The organism is Bdellovibrio sp. BIS2, assembly GCF_055398295.1.
Genome location: NZ_AP035879.1, coordinates 3,062,408 through 3,081,148, shown reverse-complemented (window position 1 = coordinate 3,081,148; position 18,741 = coordinate 3,062,408). Strand labels below are relative to the sequence as shown.

At 50.9% G+C, this 18,741-nt stretch carries 19 protein-coding genes; 12 read left to right on the top strand and 7 right to left on the bottom strand.

Annotated elements, in window-relative coordinates; all coding sequences use genetic code 11:
• Positions 1-6 precede the first annotated feature (6 nt).
• Both ACZ520_RS14700 and ACZ520_RS14695 read left to right on the top strand, forming a co-directional pair.
• Entirely contained in the window at positions 7-1,338 is a 1,332-nt protein-coding gene (locus ACZ520_RS14700; protein ID WP_416480080.1) for a ferritin-like domain-containing protein, read from the top strand.
• Positions 1,338-2,285 (top strand): acyltransferase domain-containing protein, encoded by a 948-nt coding sequence (locus tag ACZ520_RS14695; protein ID WP_464126270.1) that lies wholly within the window; start codon positions 1,338-1,340, stop codon positions 2,283-2,285. Before ACZ520_RS14700 ends, ACZ520_RS14695 begins: the two co-directional genes overlap by 1 nt.
• Here ACZ520_RS14695 and ACZ520_RS14690 read toward each other — a convergent pair.
• Positions 2,282-3,214, bottom strand: coding sequence for a hypothetical protein (locus ACZ520_RS14690; protein ID WP_416480082.1), 933 nt, complete (start codon positions 3,212-3,214; stop codon positions 2,282-2,284). The genes ACZ520_RS14695 and ACZ520_RS14690 overlap by 4 nt on opposite strands.
• Before the next feature lie 130 nt (positions 3,215-3,344).
• Here ACZ520_RS14690 and ACZ520_RS14685 point away from each other — a divergent pair, with 130 nt between their 5' ends.
• From ACZ520_RS14685 to ACZ520_RS14675, 3 genes are all read left to right on the top strand, one after another.
• Positions 3,345-4,067 carry a hypothetical protein gene (locus ACZ520_RS14685; RefSeq protein WP_088564389.1) on the top strand — a complete coding sequence of 241 codons (723 nt, stop codon included), beginning with the start codon at positions 3,345-3,347 and terminating at the stop codon, positions 4,065-4,067.
• A gap of 91 nt (positions 4,068-4,158) precedes the next feature.
• On the top strand, positions 4,159-4,881 hold the full coding sequence (locus tag ACZ520_RS14680) for a murein L,D-transpeptidase catalytic domain family protein (RefSeq protein ID WP_464126267.1): 723 nt from the start codon (positions 4,159-4,161) through the stop codon (positions 4,879-4,881).
• 106 nt (positions 4,882-4,987) lie between these two features.
• The gene (locus tag ACZ520_RS14675) at positions 4,988-6,442 is read left to right on the top strand and encodes a cache domain-containing protein (RefSeq protein WP_416480084.1); all 1,455 of its coding nucleotides are present in this window, start codon (positions 4,988-4,990) and stop codon (positions 6,440-6,442) included.
• Here the strand turns inward: ACZ520_RS14675 and ACZ520_RS14670 are convergent.
• The 4 genes from ACZ520_RS14670 to ACZ520_RS14655 form a co-directional block, all read right to left on the bottom strand.
• On the bottom strand, positions 6,439-7,215 hold the full coding sequence (locus tag ACZ520_RS14670; RefSeq protein WP_464126265.1) for an HvfC/BufC family peptide modification chaperone: 777 nt from the start codon (positions 7,213-7,215) through the stop codon (positions 6,439-6,441). The genes ACZ520_RS14675 and ACZ520_RS14670 overlap by 4 nt on opposite strands.
• Positions 7,184-8,038 (bottom strand): MNIO family bufferin maturase, encoded by an 855-nt coding sequence (bufB, locus tag ACZ520_RS14665; protein ID WP_417868312.1) that lies wholly within the window; start codon positions 8,036-8,038, stop codon positions 7,184-7,186. The genes ACZ520_RS14670 and bufB overlap by 32 nt, the downstream gene beginning before the upstream one ends.
• 8 nt (positions 8,039-8,046) lie before the next feature.
• Positions 8,047-8,652, bottom strand: coding sequence for a YceI family protein (locus ACZ520_RS14660; RefSeq protein WP_088564394.1), 606 nt, complete (start codon positions 8,650-8,652; stop codon positions 8,047-8,049).
• Between the two features lie 206 nt (positions 8,653-8,858).
• Positions 8,859-10,277 (bottom strand): S8 family peptidase, encoded by a 1,419-nt coding sequence (locus ACZ520_RS14655; RefSeq protein ID WP_088564395.1) that lies wholly within the window; start codon positions 10,275-10,277, stop codon positions 8,859-8,861.
• Between the two features lie 237 nt (positions 10,278-10,514).
• Here ACZ520_RS14655 and ACZ520_RS14650 point away from each other — a divergent pair, with 237 nt between their 5' ends.
• The 7 genes from ACZ520_RS14650 (at position 10,515) to ACZ520_RS14620 (ending at position 17,097) form a co-directional block, all read left to right on the top strand.
• Complete coding sequence (locus ACZ520_RS14650) at positions 10,515-11,036, top strand: NADH-quinone oxidoreductase subunit B (RefSeq protein ID WP_050792947.1); 522 nt, start codon at positions 10,515-10,517, stop codon at positions 11,034-11,036.
• Positions 11,023-12,705, top strand: a complete 1,683-nt coding sequence (nuoD, locus tag ACZ520_RS14645) for an NADH dehydrogenase (quinone) subunit D (protein ID WP_088564396.1) — start codon at positions 11,023-11,025, stop codon at positions 12,703-12,705. Before ACZ520_RS14650 ends, nuoD begins: the two co-directional genes overlap by 14 nt.
• An 11-nt stretch (positions 12,706-12,716) precedes the next feature.
• Complete coding sequence (locus ACZ520_RS14640; protein WP_088564397.1) at positions 12,717-13,190, top strand: complex I 24 kDa subunit family protein; 474 nt, start codon at positions 12,717-12,719, stop codon at positions 13,188-13,190.
• Positions 13,190-14,482, top strand: a complete 1,293-nt coding sequence (gene nuoF, locus ACZ520_RS14635; RefSeq protein WP_088564398.1) for an NADH-quinone oxidoreductase subunit NuoF — start codon at positions 13,190-13,192, stop codon at positions 14,480-14,482. The genes ACZ520_RS14640 and nuoF overlap by 1 nt, the downstream gene beginning before the upstream one ends.
• Complete coding sequence (locus ACZ520_RS14630; protein WP_416480087.1) at positions 14,463-16,031, top strand: NADH-quinone oxidoreductase subunit G; 1,569 nt, start codon at positions 14,463-14,465, stop codon at positions 16,029-16,031. Before nuoF ends, ACZ520_RS14630 begins: the two co-directional genes overlap by 20 nt.
• Positions 16,028-16,552, top strand: coding sequence for a NuoI/complex I 23 kDa subunit family protein (locus tag ACZ520_RS14625; protein ID WP_088564400.1), 525 nt, complete (start codon positions 16,028-16,030; stop codon positions 16,550-16,552). Before ACZ520_RS14630 ends, ACZ520_RS14625 begins: the two co-directional genes overlap by 4 nt.
• A 152-nt stretch (positions 16,553-16,704) precedes the next feature.
• Positions 16,705-17,097 (top strand): Ig-like domain-containing protein, encoded by a 393-nt coding sequence (locus ACZ520_RS14620; RefSeq protein ID WP_374031043.1) that lies wholly within the window; start codon positions 16,705-16,707, stop codon positions 17,095-17,097.
• Here ACZ520_RS14620 and thpR read toward each other — a convergent pair.
• Entirely contained in the window at positions 17,047-17,676 is a 630-nt protein-coding gene (gene thpR / locus ACZ520_RS14615) for an RNA 2',3'-cyclic phosphodiesterase (protein ID WP_088564402.1), read from the bottom strand. The two genes, ACZ520_RS14620 and thpR, sit on opposite strands and share 51 nt — an antisense overlap.
• A 51-nt stretch (positions 17,677-17,727) precedes the next feature.
• Positions 17,728-18,705 (bottom strand): TerC family protein, encoded by a 978-nt coding sequence (locus ACZ520_RS14610; RefSeq protein WP_416480088.1) that lies wholly within the window; start codon positions 18,703-18,705, stop codon positions 17,728-17,730.
• Positions 18,706-18,741: the final 36 nt, after the last annotated feature.

Genomic DNA, 18,741 nt, shown 5'->3' with positions numbered 1-18,741 from the left:
GGCTCTATGAAAAACTTCACTGAATCCATTCAATATCTCATTTCACTGGTGACGGAAGATCCGCATCTGGAATCCGCGTGGCTTAGCACCCTGGCGCACATGGAGCACTTGGCTTCGCAGCAGGTGCTGGGAAATATCTCAGCCTCGACGCCCTTGCATTTTGTGAATGAAATTCAAGAGCATGCGGCAGATGAAGCCCGTCATCGTGATATCATTTTATCTCTGCGACCTTATCCGCTGGCCAAAGACGGGCGTTATGAAGATTTGCGCCATCGGCTGCGGGCGGTGGCGGAAAGTTTTGTTCTTGGATTTTTTGCCAATCCGGTTTTGCTGCAGGCGCAGTCCCGCTTTGCCGCTTACGTTCATGGCGCGATCACCATTGAACAGTTTCCCTTTCAAATTTATTCCGCCTATATCGACGGTACCGGCAGCCCGCGGATTCGCGAAGGCATGCAAGAGGTTTTGGCTGACGAAGTCGGGCACATCCAACTGGGTAAAAAGTTTTTGGCCACTTTGCCCGAAGCCGAACGCCTGTCTTTGCAGGAACTGCAGATCATTGAAAAGGAAATGTGCCTGCTGATGGTCCAACGCATGACCGTGCTGGTGCAGGAGTTTCAGAATCATGAAATGCCGACAGAACCTGCCGTTCGCGCCAGTCAAAAGCTGGTTCGGGTCCTGGCGGACCGTCCTTATGCTCAGGTGGCGTGGGTGCATGCTCTGGGACACAGCGAGCTGATGGCTTCTTTGCACATGCAAAAGATTTTTATTTCGCGCAATCTGCCCATGCCGGACCTGATGCCTGAACATGTCAGCGATGAATTGCGCCATGCCCGCCTGCTGCAAAGAAGTGTTGTGATGGAAAGACGCAAATGGCTGTCAGTACCCGGTTATCGCCAGTTGGAGCGTCGCTTGTGTCATGAGCTTGAACGCTATCTGACCCGCTATTTCAGTTTGATGATGCGGGAAATCCCGGAACCCGAACAACTGTATCTTTATGGGGCCTGGGGTTTGGAAATGCGGGTGTTCCGTCACTACACGGATATCATGCGCGGGACTGACCATGTCGGGGTGGCCCAGACGATTTCCGTCATTTTGCAGGACGAAGCTGAACACACGCGCATGGTGCATGAAGAGATCGGCGATCGCGACTTTATGAATGTGCAGCTTTTGAAATGGGTTCGTCAGACCGAGGATGTGGTTTTCGAACACACTGCCAGCCGCGTGCTGTCCCTGATTGAAGTCCAGGATCAGATGTCTGAATTTGCTCCGCTGTATCAGCGCGCCTTTCCGGTGCGCAAGTTGGTTCGGCACCCCGAGACGGAAATGGAGTTGCGATAATGGCGACGGCTTTTCTTTTTCCCGGCCTGAATGCTTTGCTGCGAAAATCAGATCGTCATCGCTTTTTGCATCTGCCCGAAGTGCAGGCCTGTTTTCGTCGGGCCGAGGCCATCATTCAGGAACGTTTTGGTTATCGTTTCAGTTTCAGGGAGTTTCTTGAGCTTTCAGCCGAGGATATTTATTCTTTGAAAAATATCAGCCTGGCAGCCGTGGCGATCTGCTGCATTCAGACCGGCGTGGCCCGGCGTTTACGCGATCAAAGCGGCGACCCGGACTGGGTCATGGGATGTTCCTTGGGGGATCTGGCCCGTGCGGTGTTTGCGGGGACTTACACCTTTGAGGATGCTGTTTATAATCACATCCATTTCACCCGCAGTATCGAGGGGATTGACAAGATCGGCCGCAATATTGCGGTGCTGGCCCCCAAAACGGCGCCTTTTTCGGTCGAGGATTATGCGTGGTTTGAACAAAACAACGTGGACGTGTCCTGTCTGACCCCGAGATTTTTGAATATTGGCGGCCGCTATGCAGACCTGGATGAAGTCGAAAGACACGCCAAAAACAAAGGTTGGAACGTGATGCGTATTTTGGATTACCCCGTGCATTCACGTTATATTCTTCCCTATGTGCAGGCGGTGGAAAATGACTTCGCAAGTGTGCACACGGAACATCCGCGGGTGCCGATATTCTCAAGCTTGAGTGCTCAGCCCCTGAATGATCCCCAACAAATCAAACAGGAGTTTCTTCTGAGTATCACGAAACCCATTCACTGGAGCCGGGCCGTGCAGAAGCTGGTGCAGGATCATCACATTGACTGCTTCGTGAATATCGGTCCGTGTCGCAGTTTGACGGGGCTGATGCGGGAAATTCCGGTGCAGGCGGTGATGGTCGAGGCTGCGGATCTGATTGCCGGTGCGATGCCGGATAGGGAGCTGGCAGGTGTTTAGAAGAACACTGTCGCGGTGACAGAGCCTTCTCGCAAAAGATAGTAATTGTAAAGTGCGCCGAGCATAAAGCGGCGGCTGAGGGCATACTGAACGCCGCCAAAGTATTCTTCTTTGATCTGCTTTTCTTCCAGCTCTTTGGTTTCATAGTTATAGGCCCACGCCGGAGAGTCCTCGATGCGTTTAGCGGCCGTGAAAATGAATTTTCCCATTGCCAGAGAAGCCGTGTAAGTCTGCACGCGGGCTTCGTACAGCTCCTCTTGTTCCATCAGATGCAGATTTGCATAACTTAAAATCAAAGAGCTTAAGTGAAGGGCCACGTTATAGGTGTTGACCTGGTATTTGATGGTGGTCTTCACGTATTCGCTTTGTTCCAGTTGAGTTTCATCGCCGTACACAGAATAGCCGGCCGAAAACGGGCCCCAGATGGCATTGATCCCGCCGCCAATGTTGATTTTATTCGTTTCGGTATTGTACTTCGCCATGGCGCCGGCCTTCAGGCTGTAACGGCGATACCCATTCCCTTTGCGGTCGACGATGTCGAAGGCCGAAGCCAGGGTCAGTTTCTGATTGGGGTATTTTTCCTGATTGTGTTTGCGCTCCCAAAGGTCATCCATCATTTCAAAGCCGGGGGCTCCAAAGAAGGTTTCCTCACTATTGGAAGGGGACAGAGCTGCGCCAATCTTGCCATTGCCCCGAACGATCGAAAAGTCTGCTGAAGGGTTGAAATAGATGGCTTCCAGACCCAGACCTTTTTCAGTCGGGACAGCGGACGGGTTGATTTTAATCTGGCTGCCTCCCGGGGCGGGACTGGCGGGGTCCCGGCGGAATTTGCTGCATTCGTTGATCAGATAACAATCCGAAAAGTCGGCCTGGGCCACGGAGGCAGTCCATAAAGCAAAGATAAGAATGAAAAAACGCAAACCAGGCATTCATTTAAGGTTAGAAGATGCCCCGGGATTTGTTAAGGACCGGTGACCAATTTCTGGACAGTCGAGGTTTATTTACAGGGGCCCGGAGCCCGGGGGGCGGGTCGTTTGCGGGGTATGGTATAACGAGCTCATGAAGTCTTTGTCTGTGATTCTATTCAGCTTTGCGGTTTTTGCGGTGCCGGCCCTGTCCTGGGCGGGTCTGAAAGACGTGCGCCCCTGCCTGTCTGAGCATATTCACGAAGCCCTGGTTCTGAATAAAGAGCGCAAGCCCCTGTATATGAATCTTTCCGACGGCAAGTCCAAGGCGGTTTCAGACAAGTTGATCTGGATGGAACGAAAGCTGTCTGTGGCCGTTCCGTTTGCAGATGCGTGGGCGGCTCCTTATCAGGCGGCGGGAATTCCAATTCTTTGTCAGGACTTTATCTCGATGTCGGAAACCCCGAAGTTCCAGGCGCAAAACCCTGAAGGCCCGGATTCTTTGCACAACTATCGCCGTCCGGATATCGCGGGTATCAAGTCCCGTCTGCTGGAGCTGTACAAAGCCAAGGCTTACCAGCAACTGGCTGAGTATGCAGATAAACAGATCGTCGATCTGGATCAGAAGCCGCGCTACAACTGCATGGTAAAACACATTCTGGAATCAGTACGTCGCATGGCGGCCCTGACCCCGGTGCACGCACAAAAATCAAAAGCCAAAAATAAAGTGTCGAGTGAGTTCCTGTCGCGCACAGTTTTGAGATCTCACATCATGCTTTTGGATGACTCGGCCGAGATTGATGAAGTTGCTGCACCTTTGCAGGCGGCAGGTTTGCCAATCGTCTGTCAGGATGTTCCGTACATTCCCTGGCCGTAACTCTGACCTTTCCGATTCTTAATTTGCGGATGCGCCCATCTCCCTTGAGAGTGGGGGAATGAATTGCGCATCACGAATATACCAATACTTAGTGGCGTTGTTTTTACTGCTATCTGCCTCTGTCAGCATGGCGGAATCCATGTTCAATCGCAGAACAGCCAACGGTCGTTTTCTGTTTGATGTCCTGTTGGAACATTCCGTTCCCCGTGAACCACTGGATCTGATCTTCCGTATGTTTGACTATAATGAAGGCCGTATTCCCAATACTGATTATGCGGTGTTGGTGGACTATTCCCGTCCCAGCACGGAAAAACGCCTGCATCTGCTGGATCTGCGCACGGGGATGGTGCAGAAATTCCATGTCGCTCATGGTATTCGTTCGGGGATTCTGGAAACACGAAGCTTTTCCAATCTGCCGGACTCCTGGAAGAGCTCTTTGGGGTTTTATTTCGCCAAAGGAACTTACAACAGTCCCAAGAACGGCTTGTCACTGTATCTGGACGGTATAGATCGTTCGAATAATAATTCGCGCTTGCGCCAGATTGTTTTGCATGGGGCCAGTTATGTCAGTGAGGAATTCATCGCCCGCAACCGGCGCCTGGGCTGGAGCGAGGGTTGTTTTGCCGTAGGGTTAGAGTATGTGCAGTACCTGATCAATCTTTTGCAGAACGGAAGCATTTTGTTTTCCTATCACAAGGACCTGATTGGGTATTCCCGCCGTTACCCTTCGGAGCAGTCTTTGATGGGGGACGAGCTGTTGCCTCCGGGAGTGAACACACGACGCAACCCCGGCGAAGGTGGGGGCGTGGATTAAAATGAGACACTTAGGATAAACTTCCTCGCAATAACATCTGTGATATTCAGTATCCTTAAGCGAATCCGATAATTCCCTACGACTTCAACCCTAGGGGGATCGGATTATGTGGAATAAACTCTGGAAGACTCGCAGCTATCGCTACAAGACGCTGGCACTGCTTATCGGCGCGATGATTCCCCTGTGGGCGATTGTTCTTTTCTATGTGCTTCCGCTGGTGCGTGAGAACATGTACGAAGACCGCCGCGTGGCGATTCGCGCCACAGTCGATATCGCCACCAAAGTGCTGGAATTTTATCACGATCAGTATCAGCAAAAAATTCTGACAGAAGATGAAGCCAAGAAGCAGGCGCTGGCAGCGGTGGCAAAACTTCGCTACAGCGGTAACGAGTACTTCTGGATCAACGATCTTCATCCGACCATGCTTATGCATCCGATCAAACCGGAATTGAACGGCAAGGACCTTTCAGGTTTTAAAGACCCCAATGGTTTCCATTTGTTCGTGGCCTTTGCTGAAAAAGGAAAGACTGCGGAAGGTGAGGGTTTTGTTCCTTATCTGTGGCCGAAGCCGGGGTCTCCGAATCCGGAACCCAAGATCAGCTTCGTTCGCAATTTCAAACCGTGGCAATGGATCGTGGGCAGTGGCGTTTACGTCGATGACGTGGAAACGGCCATCGGAAACTTCCGAAATAAAGTTCTGATTGGCTTCACCATTGCCTTTGCTGTGGCGTTTGCCTTGTTCTTTGTCTTTGCCAGCCGTTTGATGAACTTCCTGGCGCGCACGGTGAATGATACCAACGATGCCAGCCAACAAGTGCTGGAGGCGTCCAATATGCTTTCCAGCGCAGGACAAAACGTCGCGCAAGGGGCGGTGGAGTCTGCAGCGCGTATCGAAGAGACCATGGGTTCAATCAAAAATCTGAATGATATTGTTCAGGCCAATCAGGAAAGAGCCCGTGCGGCGGCCGATCTGGCAAGAAGCTCTGAAAGCGGAGCTTCCCAAGGGGCTATGGAAGTGAAAAAACTGATTGAATCCATCAACGTCATGTCCAAGATTTCCGGTGAAATCACCTCGGCGATGGACATCATTGATGATATCGCTTTCCAGACGAATCTGCTGGCGCTGAATGCGGCGGTCGAGGCGGCCCGGGCCGGAGAGCAGGGGAAAGGTTTTGCCGTCGTGGCAGAAGCCGTGCGCAGTCTGGCGCTGAAGTCGGCGCAAGCCGCAAAAGAAGTAAAATCCGTTATCACCAGCAGTGTGACGCAAACCCAAGTGTCCTTGGAGCTTGCAGAACGCAGTGACCGCGTGCTTGATGGCATTGTCAGCTCGGTGCAAAAAGTGAATGTGTTGAATCAGGAAATTTCAGAAACCACCACGCATCAGTCTGAAGGCATCCGTGCCATTCACGAAGCAATGGGTTCTTTGGAGCGCCAGACGCAAGCCTTCTCGGCGGCGGCAGAGGAAACAGCAGCCACCTCCGAGGAAATGTCCGCTCAGGCCAACACGCTTCAGCACATGGTGCACAGTATGGCTACAGAAGTGATCGGTAAGGCCTCTTAGTAGGCCTCTACCGACATCACATCCTCAATGATCCCGGCTTTCATCATCATTTCAAAAAGATGGGCGATTCTTTCAGGGCTTAATGAATTTGCATGCGGGGTCAGGGCTTCAGCGACCGTGCGCCCGCTGGCCAGAGCGCGCAGAATCTGCGCCTCCACCGGTTGCAGTTCCTGCACCAGCACCTTTTTTTGTTTCTTGTGAATCATAAGACCTTGGGGGGTGTTCCAGTTCACACCCTCAAACATATAAGCCGGTTCGAAGCGATGCTCCCAGATATCATAGACCGCATACTCGCTTTCAAAAATCTCCATCGCATCAATCATGTGCATCTTCACATCATCCGAATTCAGCAGTTCCTGAATGGTTTCAACCGGCAGCGGCTCCGGGGTTGCCGCGTGTTGCACTTCTTTATGGATCCATTCAAATTTTGCCAGGTCCGGCAAGAAAGGAATGCCTTTGGCGGTGGAGGTTTCCTGAATGAACCCGGAAAAAGCTTCGCCATAGTCCGCCAGATTATAGGCCACGGACGGCTGGGCTTCGATGTACTTTCGGCACAGCTCATTGAAGAAGTTGTCACCCAGGACCCAGGCCACGGCCGGATAGGTCGTGCGCAAAGCCTCAGTCAGACGTGCCACATAGGTGCGGTGATAGATCTGAAAGGCCTGCTCAAGGCTGAGCTTTCCGGCGGGTTTCAGATACGCCAGATGCTGCGGATCTGCTTCGGGAGCCAGGATGTTTCTTTTAAACAGACTCTGTAGTTCGCTCAGTTTCATAGGAATTCTCCAGAATGTAAGCGGCCTTCATCACTTCAACTTCGAGTTCACGGAAATCCGGTATGTCATCGTCCCGTTCAATCAGTACCGGCAGGTGACGAACCTGGGGCGCCAGCATTTTAAACAGATCCCAAACTTGCGCCGGAATTTCCTGAGAGTGAGTGTCATACAGGAAGTCACCATAATCGCTCGGGCCGGACAGGTGAATTTGCGCCACACGGTCCAGTGGGATGTGGTTGATAAAGTATTTTGGGTCAAAGCCGTGATTGCGGGAATTCACATAGATGTTGTTCACATCAAGTAACAGCGCGCAGCCGGAACGCTTGCTGACTTCCGAGATAAAGTCCCATTCATTCATGTGGCTGTGATGATAGCTGATATAAGTCGAAATATTTTCAAGCACCAATGCCCGGCGCAGGAAGTTCTGCACAAAATCGATGTTGTTCACCAGTGTCTGCAGGCTGTCTTCCGTAAAAGGTATTGGCAGCAGGTTGTGAAAATTCTGACCTGAGATCGAATTCCATGACATGTGATCTGAAACAATGAATGGTTCCACACGTTCAATCAGTTCGCGCAGTCCCTGCAGGTAATCCACGCGAATGCCCTCGGGCGCACCGATGTTCATGGAAATCCCATGCAGAGCGACGGGATAGTCCTGGCGGATGGTTTGCAGCATCTCCAGCGAGCGTCCGTGAGTATGAATGTAGGTTTCAGTCTGCGCCTCGAACCACGCCACCTCGGTGGAGGGGCGCTGTTCAAGATAAGGAAAATGCGGGGCCCGCAGGCCCATGCCCACCTTGTGGGAGAAGCTGGAATTTTGCATGACGTCCTCTATTTTTTTGGAGCTGCTGGAACTGCTGCGACTTTGGCTTCGCCATCGATTTCGATTTTGATCTTGTCACCGACAACAAATCCGCCCTTGTCCATGGCCTTGTTCCAGTTCAGCCCGAAGTCCTTGCGGTTGACTTCGCCTTCGGCTTCAAAGGTGACAACGCGATTGCCCCAGGGGTCGGTGACTGCGCCGTTGTAATCAACATCCAGGGTGACTTTCTTGGTGATCCCGCGAATGGTCAGGTCACCTTCGACTTTGTCGGGTTTGTTCTTGTCGTATTTGACGTTGGTGGATTTAAAAGTCATTTCCGGGTACTTTGCCACGTCAAAGAAGTCCGGACTGCGCATGTGTTTGTCGCGATCGGCTTCATTGGTGTTAATTGAATCGGTTTTGATGGTCACATTGATGTCGCTTAACTTCATGGACTTTTCATCGAACTCGAAACTGCCACTGACCTGGTCGAAACGGCCTTTGACTTTTGAAACCATCAGGTGCGGAGCTGTGAAGGAAACGTTGGTGTGAGCCTTGTCGACATCAAATTTCGCGGCAAGGGCAGAGGTGGATACCAAAGATGTGGCCATGAAAGACAAGAGCAGCGCGCGCATACGTGATCCTTTCGCTTGTTCTTAAATAGGTGCTCCGGGATGGAGACGGTATTCATTAACTGTTTTTGATCGAAAGAAGATTTACAAATTAAGAAGCAGAAAGTTTTTAAGATAAAAACAGAAGCTCAAGGAGTATTGTGCGGCGACAGATTTTGGGCAAAAAAAAGCCCGGTGCTTTGTCGGCACCGGGCTTTGAAGTTCAGAACTTAGTAGCTCATCAAAGCTTTCACATCAAGCTTGCCGCCTGACACGGATTTGCGGTCAAGAGCATTGATCTTACGAGCAGATCCGATGATCGCCGCTTTCACGTCCTGCCAGGATTTTTCCGGGTGGGCAGACCAGTAAAGAGCCGCGGCACCAGCAACGTGAGGCGCCGCCATGGACGTGCCATCCCAAGTTGCTTTGAAGCCAAATTTATCGATAACAGTGTCGCTGTAGCTTTGGGCCACCGTAGTGGAATAAACCTTCACGCCCGGCGCGCCGATATCCACAGATTTTTGACCCCAGTTAGAGAATGAACCCAGACGGTCGTTGGAATCCAATGCCGCCACAGAGATGATGATGTCGTGATCATAAGACGCAGGGTAAGCCGGAAGCTTGTCCGTGTCGTTGTCATAGCCCACACCTTTGTGCCCGTTGCCCGCCGCTGCGATGAACAGAACACCTTTGTCCTGAGCGTATTGAACAGCATCACGCAAAGCCTGATTTTCAGGAGCGCCTGGCTCTTCACCTTCAGAACCCCACGAGTTGTTCATGATTTTCGCGCCGTTATCAACAGCATAGCGGATGGATTTGATCGCATCAGCTGTGGTTCCGCCGCCCGTCATGCCGATGAAACGCAAAGACATGATTTTCACGTTCGGTGCCACACCCGCAATACCTTTGCCATTGTCACCACGAGCCGCCACGTTGCCCGCACAGTGAGTGCCGTGACCTGGGTTGCCGCCTTTGAACAGGCCGTCCAAAGAATCCACGGCAAGGTCATAAGGTTTGTTATCGTTGGTCACAAAATCCCAGCCGATCACGTCGTCGATGTAACCGTTGCCGTCATCGTCGATGCCGTTGTCCGGGATTTCGCCAGCGTTTCTCCAAAGATTTGGCAGAAGGTCTTCGTGTGTGTAGTCGACACCTGTGTCGATAACTGCCACGATCATTTCCGGATTGCCTTTTGTCACTTTCCAGCCGTCAACCACGCCGATATCCAGCATGCCCCACTGTTTGGAGAACAAAGGATCTGCGCCGGTTGTTGGTTGCGGAGCGTCAGGGATCGCTGGGTTGTCCTGGCGAGCGGCTGCGCGAAGCTGAGGATTTCTTGAAAGCATTTTTGCCAAAGCGGCACGGCGAAGAGGGTCTTCGATTTTATAGTCTTCCAAAAGAGAGATTTTGTAGTTCGGCTGAACGTACTCGATGGCCGGATTTTTTTCCAAAGATTGAAGGCTCATGCGGCGGGGAGCTTGAACGCGAACCCAGGATTCGCTCAATTTTTCGACTTTTGCGCCCTGAATTTCCAATTCAACGAAGCCAGGTGCCAGTTTAATAAGCAAATCTTGCTTTTGGGAGTTGGCAGATGCCACTCCGGACAAAGCAAGAATGGCAGAAGCAACGTACAGTGCCATCTTCTTCATGTGGGTTTTCTCCTATTGTTTAAGCTCCCTAAAGTTTGTGGTTAAACGACAGGAGAATCAATTTCATTTGGCCTACTTTGGAAAGGCGCGTTGAAGAAATCGGTGAGGGCCGCCAATATATATATCTAGTTGTCAGGATTACGGTTTTTCAGTAACTACTTAATGATAGCTAAATGAAATTGCAGAGGTGTATTTATGCACAATGAACAAGTGCAGGGTTTGGTATCTCACGATGGGATGACCGGAACCCAAGCTGTAGATGATATGTCGCGAGGTTTTGCTTTCACGTCAAAGCTTGATGCTATTGTTGCGTGGGGAAGAAAAAACTCTCTGTGGCCAATGCCGTACGGTACTGCTTGTTGCGGTATCGAGTTCATGTCCGTGATGGGTCCCAAGTATGACTTGGCTCGTTTCGGTGCGGAAGTGGCGCGCTTCTCTCCACGTCAGGCGGACTTGCTTGTCGTTGCGGGAACCATCACCGAGAAAATGGCTCCGGTGATCGTGCGTATCTATCAGCAGATGCTGGAACCTAAGTACGTGTTGTCCATGGGTGCTTGTGCAAGCTCCGGTGGTTTCTATCGTGCTTACCACGTTCTTCAGGGCGTTGATAAAGTCATCCCTGTCGACGTTTACATTCCTGGCTGCCCTCCAACACCAGAGGCGGTGATGGACGGTATCATGGCTTTGCAGCGTATGATCGCGACAAATCAACCACGCCCTTGGAAAGACAACTGGAAGAGCCCATATGAACAAGCTTGAAAATCTGAAACAGCTTCTGGCTGGCAAATTTAAAATTGAGAACTTCAAGTTCACTCACGCTGTCGGCGATGATGTGATCGAAGTTCCTAAAGAAGACGCTCCGGCGCTTTTGTTGTTCCTTCGTGAAAGCGGCCAGTTCGACTTCCTGATGGACGTGTGCGGTGCGGACTATCCAAGCCGTGAAAAGCGTTTTGACGTTGTCTACAACCTGTTCAACTCCAAGGATTCCTCCCGTCTGCGCATCAAAGCGCAAGTGGGCGAGGGCGAGTCCATCGGTACTGCAATTCCTGCTTACCGTGGTGCGGACTGGTTTGAGCGCGAAGCGTACGACATGTTCGGTATCATCTTTGACGGTCACCCGAACCTGCGCAAAATCCTGACTCACCACCAGTTCGTGGGTCACCCTTTGCGCAAGGACTACGATGCGAACAACCAGCAGGCGTGCACAAACTCCCTGCCGATTCACTTCAACAACGAGCCGGGTTCACCAGGCGACGTATTGAATGACAAATATCTTCCATTGAACATCGGTCCTTCCCATACAGCGATGCACGGAACTTTGCGTGTGATGGCTGAAATGGACGGCGAGACAATCATCCGTTGCAACAACGAGATCGGTTACCTGCACCGCTGCTTCGAAAAAATGGCGGAAACTCACCCGTACAATCAGGTGATCCCTTACACCGACCGTCTGAACTACTGTTCTGCTCCGATGAACAACATCGGTTACTGCAAAGCGGTTGAAAGACTTTTGGGCGTGGAAATCCCGCCAAAAGCTCAGGCGATGCGTGTGATCCTGGCTGAACTTTCCCGTATCATCGATCACACGATCGCAATCGGTACCGGTGCGATGGACTTGGGGGCTTTGACCAGCTTCTTCTATATGTTCGGTATGCGTGAAAAAGTTTACGGCCTGTTCGAGAAACTTTGCGGTGCCCGTCTGACAGTGTCCATGACCCGTATCGGTGGTATGGCTCAGGATGCGCCGGAAGGCTGGTTCGATGAAGTCGTGGCTCTTTGCAAAGAAATCCGCAAGGGCACTGACGAGATGGCGGCGATGGTTATCGACAACAAAATCTTCATCCAGCGTACTAAAAACGTATGTCCGGTGTCCGCTCAGGATGCGATTCAGTGGGGCTATACTGGTCCAATGCTTCGTGCCTGCGGTGTGAATCTGGATCTGCGCAAAGCGCAGCCATACTATGGTTACGACGCTTTGGACTTTGATGTTCCAGTGGGAACCAACGGTGACATCTATGACCGTTACCTGGTTCGTTTCGAGGAAATGCGTCAGTCCGTTCGTATCATTGAACAAGTCTGCAAAAACGTTCCTGGTGGCGATTACACAATCCGCGACAAAGGCATCGTTCTTCCAGAGAAAAAAGACGTTTACGGCAACATCGAAGGTTTGATGAATCACTTCATGCTGATCATCAAGGGTCTTCGCCCACCAGTGGGTGAAGTTTACGATGCGACAGAGGCGGCCAACGGTGAGTTGGGCTTCTATCTGGTCAGCGATGGTTCCGCGAATCCTTACCGTTTGAAAGTTCGTCCACCTTGCTTTGCGATCTACCAGTCTTTCCCGACTGTGGTTAAGGGCGCGATGCTGGCCGATGCGATCGCAACGGTTGCCTCCATGAACCTTATTGCCGGCGAATTGGACCGCTAGAGGAAACAACGATGTTTAAATTGTCTGATTCTGGCTTGGCTGCAGTAAAAAGTGAACTGGCTCGCTACGAGGCGAAAGAGTCCGCTATTATTCCAAGCCTTTATATTGCTCAAAAAGAAAATAACGGCTTCATCACGCCGGACATTATCCGTCACCTGTCCCAGGTTATGGATATTCCGGAAGCACGTATCAATGAAGTGTTCAAATTCTACACCATGTTCAACCAGAAGCCCGTGGGCAAATACCACGTGCAGGTTTGCACGAACATCTCCTGCGCGCTTGAGGGCGGCCGTGAGATGGCAAGCCACATCTGCCATGAACTGGGTGTAAAATACAATGAAGTCACTGCTGACGGCCGCTTCACAGTTTCCAAGGTAGAGTGCCTTGGTTCCTGCGGAACTGCACCGATGATGCAGGTGAATGACACCTACCACGAAAAGCTGACTCCAGAGACAGCGATGAATCTGTTGAGAGGTATGAAATAATGTCTGAAGTAAAAGTGCTTACAGAATTCTACCACCTGCCTGAATATCAAACTTTGGCGGGCTACAAAGCCAAGGGTGGTTACGAAACTCTTCACAAAGCCTTCAAAATGCAACCTCAAGCCATCATTGATGAAGTGAAAGCTTCCGGTCTGCGCGGTCGTGGTGGTGCGGGTTTCCCAACGGGTATGAAATGGGGCTTTTTGCCGAAAAACGGCGAGCCACGCTATCTTCTGTGCAATGCCGATGAAGGCGAGCCAGGGACTTTCAAAGACCGTATGATGATGGAGCGTGCTCCACATCAATTGATCGAAGGCATGATCATCTCTGCTTTCGCGATCGGTTCCAACAAAGGTTACATCTACGTTCGTGGTGAGTACGTATTCCCGATTGAATGCCTGAACAAGGCGATCAAAGAGGCTTACGCTGCCGGTCTTCTGGGTAAAAACATCCTGGGTTCCGGTTTTGATTTCGATCTGGATGTGTACCGCGGTGCCGGTGCTTATATCTGCGGTGAGGAAACAGGCATGATCTCTTCTTTGGAAGGTCTGAAAGGCCAGCCAAAATTGAAACCGCCATTCCCGGCAGTTCAGGGTTACCTGAGAAAGCCAACCATCGTGAACAACGTGGAAACTCTGGCGGCTGTGACTTATATCATTAAGGACGGCGCTCAGACTTACCGCAAACACGGTACGGAGAAATCCGCTGGTACCAAACTGTTCTCTTTGTCCGGTAACGTGATGACTCCAGGCAACTTCGAAGTTCCGCTGGGTTATCCGTTGATGGATCTGATCATGAAAGAGGGCGGCGGTATGAAACCGGGCCGCAAACTGAAAGCGGTTATCCCGGGTGGTTCTTCCGCTCCGGTTTTGACGGCTGAAGAAGTGGCGAAAGCAAACTTGGATTACGAATCCCTGGCGGGTCTGGGCACAATGCTTGGTTCCGGTGCGGTGATCGTGATCGATGATTCCCAGTGCATGGTTGATATGCTGGGTGTTTTGACTCACTTCTATGCTCACGAATCCTGCGGTCAGTGTACGCCTTGCCGTGAAGGTACAGGCTGGCTGAACAAAGTTCTTCATTCGATCCTGGAAGGCCGCGGCCGTTTGCAGGACATCGACTTGTTGATCAAAGTTGCTGACAACATGAAAGGTAAAACCATCTGCGCGCTTTCTGATGCAGCGGCTTTGCCGGTATTGAGCTTCGTAACTAAGTTTAGAGATGAATTTGAATTCTATGTCCGTGAAGGACGTTCGAAAGTAAAAGGAACGACATATGCCGAAATGCACCATTAATGGCAAAGAAGTCGAAGTAAAGGAAGGCACGTCGATCATCGAGGCGATGCAACAGTCTGGCGATCGTATCGCTCACTATTGCTGGCACCCGGGATTGTCCGTGGCTGGTGTTTGTCGTCTTTGCATGGTGGAGATCGAAGGAAATCCACGCGTTCAGATCGCATGTAACACCATGGTTACTGAGGGCATGAAGATCAACAACACGTCTGAAAAAGTAAAAGACGCTGTGAAGTGGGGCTTGGACTTCCACTTGATCAATCACCCGCTGGATTGCCCTATCTGCGATCAGGCAGGGGAGTGCGGTCTGCAGGATCAGTACATGGAATACGGCAAGTACGATCCAGAGATGGCTGAAGCAAAAGTTAAGAAGCACAAAGTTGTGGATTTGGGGCCAACAGTGGTTCTGGATTCCGAGCGTTGCATTCTTTGCTCCCGCTGCGTGCGTTTCACCGAAGAAGTTTCCAAAACCAACGAGTTGGGCTTGTTCAACCGTGGTGACCGCACTGAAATCGGCACTCACGACGGCATGCTTTTGGACAACAACTATTCCCTGAACACAGTTGATATCTGTCCGGTGGGTGCTTTGACTTCCAAAGACTTCCGCTTCCGTCAGCGCGTTTGGTATCTAAAAGATGGCGACAGCGTTTGTAACGGTTGCTCCACTGGTTGCAATATCAAGGTTTACTACAACAAAGAAGGCCTGTTCCGTATCAAGCCTGTTTACAATGAACAGGTGAACGGTCACTGGATGTGCGACAGCGGTCGCAATGCCTACAAATTCGTGAACCGCGAGGCACGCCTGCTTAAAGGTGTGGTTGCGGGTAAAGAAATGGCTCCAGGTGCGGCGGCGAAGAGCGCAAGTGAAGTTCTGAAAAGCACTTCCGGCGATGCTTTGGCTCTTGTGTTGACAGCTCAGTACACTGTTGAAGAGTACGAAGCGATCATCAGAACGTTTGTTGAAGAATTCAAAACCAAGAAAGTGTTCTTCTGGATCAACAACAAAGAGACTTTCGACAGCTTCGACGGTTTGTTGTCTCGCGGAGACAAAAACCCGAACACCAAAGGTCTTTTGAAAGTCATGGAAAAGTACGGCATCACGTCCACATGGGCTGATCTGTCTGCAGGTCTTGCAAGCGGTTCAATCAAAACTGTGGTTGTGGCGGGTCCGGAAAACCAGGCGGTGTTCCCAGAGTACAACGAAAGATTGAAAGAGCTTTCCAAAGCTCAGAATCTGATCTGGATGCAAGCGGGTAAAAACGACGCTTTGACGGCTTTGACCGGCAACGTTTGGATTATTCCAATGAAAACGTTCGTGGAAAAAGACGGCACATTCATCAACTACTCCGGTCTTGAACAAAAGATCAAAAAAGTGACGAATGTTGTTTCTGAAGCACTGACTTTGACAGAGGCGACTTTGTTGATGGTTGGTAAAAATCTGGCACTTCCAACGGCGAATGCGGCCTTCATGCCGAACAACCAGCGTGAAGATCAGGTGACTTTGGAAGCTCGTAAAAAGAATGAGTTCGTGTTCAGAAGAGGTAGCCTATGAGCGTAATGCAAAACAACTCTGAAAAGTCCAAGTGGTTCCTGCCGGGGATTCTGGGTGGTCTTGCAACGACCATGAAGCACTTGCTGAAGAACTTGTTCAATCAGAAGAAAATGATGACCCTGAACTATCCTGAGGAGAAGTATGAGTACTCTCCTCGTTTCAAAGGGAATCACGTTCTGACGGTTAAAAAAGACGGTTCTTTGCGCTGCACGGCTTGTATGCTTTGTGCGACCAACTGCCCTGCGGAATGTATCAAGATCACGGCGGCGGAACACAACGACCCATCAGTCGAAAAGTTCCCGATCAGCTACGAGATCGACATTCTTCGCTGCGTATTCTGCGGTTTCTGTGAAGAGGCCTGCCCGGTGGATGCAATCCGTTTGGGCCCTGAATGGCAGACTCCCGGCGTGAACGGTGCAAACTTCATCTACGACATCAATCATCTGGCATACCGTCCAAACCTTAAGGGCGGCATCCTGACTCACGTCGACGACGAAGAACGCCACAAAGCCGGCATCTAAGCCGCGGCTGAACCTTTTTGATCAGCCGCTCAAAAAGGTGCCTGGTGACTTTTTACATCTACAATGCGTCAAAAAGGGAGTCGAAAGACTCCCTTTTTGTTTGCCCGCGCTTCGGTTCCCCTGCCAGACTTAAGTCATAGAAGGGGGATTCTATGAAAAAGTTTTTGATGTCTTTGGCGTTGGTTTTAGCTCCAGCCTTGGCTTTCGCAGATGTGTCTGTTCAGCCGCTGAATGTAGAGGCGAAAGCTCAGGATCAGTATCTTAACTACAACTTCGGAACCACATTTGTTCACTCCGCAAGATTCCAGGATTTCATTCTGACGGCCAATGGCCCTGATTCCACATTCATTCGTGGTATCAGCGTTCAGGGTTCCTTCGCCTATCGCGTGGACACCAACTGCCCGCAGATTTTAATGCCGGGGCAGCAGTGTGTGATCCGTGTGATCTTCAGTCCATCCACAACCGGTGGTCACTGGGGTGATGTGACTGTTCACCTACGTGAAAGTAATATCTATATTCGTTTGTTCGGGAACGGCATCCGCTAGGTCGGCGCTTCCGGTCAGCTTGCAACGGGCGAGGGGCTTGTACACAGGGAAGGCCCCTTGCAGTGTTGATTCGTACAGAACGATTTCCGTAACATGAATCTTGCCGAAACTTTTGCGTTTAAAGGGCGAGATCATATCCTTCACACTTCGCGGGTTGCGAAGTCTTCCAAAGGTCAGATGCGGTGAAAATGGCCGCTCTTCAATTTTCGGCAGCAGATTCTTTTCCACCAACTCGTGATCCAGAGCTTCCTTGAATTGATTCAGACTTCTTTTGTTTTGCACACCCAGCCACAAAACCCGGGCATCGTGCTCGTTTGAAAAGGCACCGACATCCTCGATCTTTAGATCAAACGGCGCAAAGTTCTGGCAAACATTCGCCAGGGCTTCGGCCACCTTCTGAACTTCCTCTTCGGGGCGATCACCCAAAAACGTCACAGTGACGTGGTAGTTGTCCAGCGGGACCCACTTCACGGTCATGTCACGGCGATCAGCATTGATTTTGAGTTTCTTTAAGGTCGGCAGAAAGGTGTCTGCCAAAGGATCGGTAGCGTTGAGAGCAAGGAACAGTCGTCTGGTCATAAAGCCCCCTCATAACTATGATCGCTGTTATGAGGGGGCTTGTCTAATGGATTAAGCTTCTTTTTTCGGGAATATCAGGGAAGCGGCAATAGAACCACCGATAAACGCGAAAATGATGCCCAAAGAGATGCCAATCGGGAAGTGGCCGCCAAACAGCTTGTTCAGCCATACCATCTTAAGACCGACAAACACCAGGGTCAGGGCCAGACCGTATTTCAGCAGGTGGAACTTATCAACCACGCCCGCCAGCAGGAAGTACAGGGAACGCAAGCCCAGGATCGCAAAGATGTTGGATGTAAACACCAGCAAAGGCTCATTCGTGATAGCGAAGATCGCCGGCACGGAATCCACCGCAAAGATGATGTCCGTGAATTCCAGGAACACCAGGGCAATAAACAATGGCGTCGCCAGTTTCACGCCATTTTCTTTAATGAAGAAGTGATCTTCATGCATGCGATCGGCAACACGGATGTGCTTTTTAAGCCATTTGATCAGCCAGTTTTGAGAAGGGTCCACTTCTTTGTCCGGCTGGAACATCATCTTCACACCTGTGATGATCAGGAACACACCGAAGATCAGAACCACAGCCTGGTATTGCATCAGGACTGATCCCAGAGCGATGAAGATCGCACGGAAGATCAGGGCGCCCAGGATACCGTAGAACAGCACGCGGTGCTGGTACTTGGCCGGAACCGAGAAGAAGCTGAACACGACGACGAAGACAAAGATATTATCGACGGACAGTGATTTTTCGATCACATAGCCGGTCAGGAACTCCAGTCCGACCTGCTTGGCCAGAGCCGGGGTTTCCGGGTAAAGATGCAGGGTGTAGTAGTACAAGCCCAGGTTGAAGAGCATCGCGATGGACACCCAAACAATCGACCAGATCGTGGCTTCTTTGAAACTCACCGTATGTGAGTGTTTATGAAATACACCCAGATCCAGGGCGAGCATACCTATGACAAAGGCGATGAAACCTGCGTAAAACCACCAGAAGTCAGCAAAAGGGAATAGTAACGTTTCGGACACGGTAAAACCTCCAGAGCGCAGTATAAAGACTTTTGG

Coding starts and splice junctions, on each gene's coding strand:
- ACZ520_RS14625 (WP_088564400.1), top strand. CDS start 16,028: ATGAGCGTAATGCAAAACAACTCTGAAAAGTCCAAGTGGTTCCTGCCG.
- nuoF (WP_088564398.1), top strand. CDS start 13,190: ATGTCTGAAGTAAAAGTGCTTACAGAATTCTACCACCTGCCTGAATAT.
- ACZ520_RS14690 (WP_416480082.1), bottom strand. CDS start 3,214: ATGCCTGGTTTGCGTTTTTTCATTCTTATCTTTGCTTTATGGACTGCC.
- ACZ520_RS14660 (WP_088564394.1), bottom strand. CDS start 8,652: ATGCGCGCGCTGCTCTTGTCTTTCATGGCCACATCTTTGGTATCCACC.
- nuoD (WP_088564396.1), top strand. CDS start 11,023: ATGAACAAGCTTGAAAATCTGAAACAGCTTCTGGCTGGCAAATTTAAA.
- ACZ520_RS14675 (WP_416480084.1), top strand. CDS start 4,988: ATGTGGAATAAACTCTGGAAGACTCGCAGCTATCGCTACAAGACGCTG.
- thpR (WP_088564402.1), bottom strand. CDS start 17,676: ATGACCAGACGACTGTTCCTTGCTCTCAACGCTACCGATCCTTTGGCA.
- ACZ520_RS14700 (WP_416480080.1), top strand. CDS start 7: ATGAAAAACTTCACTGAATCCATTCAATATCTCATTTCACTGGTGACG.
- ACZ520_RS14695 (WP_464126270.1), top strand. CDS start 1,338: ATGGCGACGGCTTTTCTTTTTCCCGGCCTGAATGCTTTGCTGCGAAAA.
- ACZ520_RS14630 (WP_416480087.1), top strand. CDS start 14,463: ATGCCGAAATGCACCATTAATGGCAAAGAAGTCGAAGTAAAGGAAGGC.
- ACZ520_RS14650 (WP_050792947.1), top strand. CDS start 10,515: ATGACCGGAACCCAAGCTGTAGATGATATGTCGCGAGGTTTTGCTTTC.
- ACZ520_RS14620 (WP_374031043.1), top strand. CDS start 16,705: ATGAAAAAGTTTTTGATGTCTTTGGCGTTGGTTTTAGCTCCAGCCTTG.
- ACZ520_RS14670 (WP_464126265.1), bottom strand. CDS start 7,215: ATGAAACTGAGCGAACTACAGAGTCTGTTTAAAAGAAACATCCTGGCT.
- ACZ520_RS14685 (WP_088564389.1), top strand. CDS start 3,345: ATGAAGTCTTTGTCTGTGATTCTATTCAGCTTTGCGGTTTTTGCGGTG.
- ACZ520_RS14640 (WP_088564397.1), top strand. CDS start 12,717: ATGTTTAAATTGTCTGATTCTGGCTTGGCTGCAGTAAAAAGTGAACTG.
- ACZ520_RS14655 (WP_088564395.1), bottom strand. CDS start 10,277: ATGAAGAAGATGGCACTGTACGTTGCTTCTGCCATTCTTGCTTTGTCC.
- bufB (WP_417868312.1), bottom strand. CDS start 8,038: ATGCAAAATTCCAGCTTCTCCCACAAGGTGGGCATGGGCCTGCGGGCC.